Source organism: Micromonospora sp. NPDC000442 (genome assembly GCF_042898635.1).
In the GTDB taxonomy this organism is placed as follows: Bacteria; Actinomycetota; Actinomycetes; order Mycobacteriales; family Micromonosporaceae; genus Micromonospora.
In genome coordinates, this window is record NZ_JBIAYZ010000054.1 from 1 (window position 1) to 1,796 (window position 1,796).

1 protein-coding gene is annotated in these 1,796 nt (G+C 72.0%); it reads right to left on the bottom strand.

Annotated features, from left to right (window positions below):
* The coding region (locus tag ACFY2A_RS30505; protein WP_387176798.1) for a condensation domain-containing protein at positions 1-1,776 on the bottom strand (1,776 nt) is incomplete at its 3' end.
* Positions 1,777-1,796 lie beyond the last annotated feature (20 nt).

Genomic DNA, 1,796 nt, shown 5'->3' on the forward strand with positions numbered 1-1,796 from the left:
CGACAAACCCACCCGCGCCTCGAAAACCGCCCCAAACGTCCCCGCAGGAAGATCAACCACAGTGCCGTTCCAACCGAGCAGAAGCTGCTCCCGCTCCCCGGCGTCCAGCAGCGAGACGTCATGCAGCCGCACCTCAGCGTTTGCGGTAACCGTCGCAAGCACCCGTCCGAACCACCCGGCGATCCGCTGCGCCGTCGACTCGTCGAACAGGTCCGCCGACGCGCTCACGACGCCCCGCAACCCGGCTGGGCGGCCCTGCGCGTCGAAGATCTCCGCCGCGGTCACCCCGAGGTCGAACCGCGCCGGCGTGTCCACGCCGTCGACCTGCGGAGGCTCCGCCCCGCCGCGCCGCACGTTCTGCACGGTGAGCATGACCTGGAACAGCGGGTGCCGGGCCATCGACCGTACCGGAGCCAGCTCTTCGACCAGCCGCTCGAACGGCACGTCCTGATGTTCCAGCGCGCCCAGCCCGGCCTGCCGCACCCGGCCCAACACCTCGGCGAACGTCGGGTCACCCGACAGGTCGGTGCGGATGACGAGGGTGTTGACGAAGAACCCGACCAAGTCGTTCAGGCCCTCGTCGTGGCGCCCGGCGACCGGGAAGCCGATCGGGATGTCGGTGCCCGCGCCCAGCCGGGACAGCAGCACAGCGAGCGCGGACTGGAGCACCATGAAGGTCGTGACGCCCTTGGCCTGGGCCAGCTCGGCGAGCCGCCGGTGCACCTCGGCCGGGATCTGCAACGGCACCTGGTGTCCCTGGTGGGTGGCCACCGGCGGACGCGGACGGTCGGCGGGCAGCGCCAGTTCCTCCGGGGCCCCGGCGAGCGTCTGCCGCCAGTACGCGATCTGGGTCGACAGCAGGCTGTCTGGGTCCGCATCCGAGCCCAGCAGTTCGCGCTGCCATACGACGTAGTCCGCGTACTGCACGGGCAGCGCGTCCCAGGCCGGCGCCGCGCCGCGCAGCCGTGCCTCGTACGCGGTGGACAGGTCCCGGCTCAGCGGTTCCCGGGACCAGCCGTCACTGGCGATGTGGTGCACCACCAGCACGAGAACGGATGGTTCGAACAGCCACGCCCGGATCGGCACCTCGGCGGCCAGGTCGAACACGTACCGGCTCGCCTCGGCCACCGCCTCGGACAGCCCGTCCGGCGCGACCGGCCGTACCTGGAGGGCCCAGTCGAGCTCGGCCGGGTCGAGGATCTTCTGGTACGGCTGGCCGTCGGCGACCGCGAACACCGTCCGCAGCGACTCGTGCCGGCCGATCACGTCGCGCAGCGCGGCGTCCAGCGCGGCCACGTCGACGCCGGCGTCCAGCCGGATCACCACAGGGATGTTGTAGAGCGCGCTGGGCCCTTCGAGCTGGCCGAGGAACCACAGTCGCTGCTGCGCAAAAGACAAGGGCGGGTGCGCGGTACGCGTCCCTGCCCGCAACGCCGTCCGCGCCCGGCCTCCCCCGCCGCCGGCCAGCCACGCCGCCAGGCCCGCCACGGTCGGCGCCTCGAACAGCACCCGCAGCGGCAGTTCGACGCCCAACACCGCCCGCACCCGGGATATCAGCCGCACGCCGAGTAGGGAGTGCCCGCCCAGCCGGAAGAAGTCGTCGTCGACGCCCACCCGGTCCAGGCCGAGTACCTGGGCGAACACCGCGCACAGGAGCTCTTCCTGCACGGTGGCTGGCTCGCGGCCCGCGCCCGTCTCGAACTCCGGCGCCGGCAACGCCTGCCGGTCGAGTTTGCCGGTGGCGGTCAGTGGTAGCCGGTCGAGCGTGACCACCACGGAGGGCACCATGTACTCAG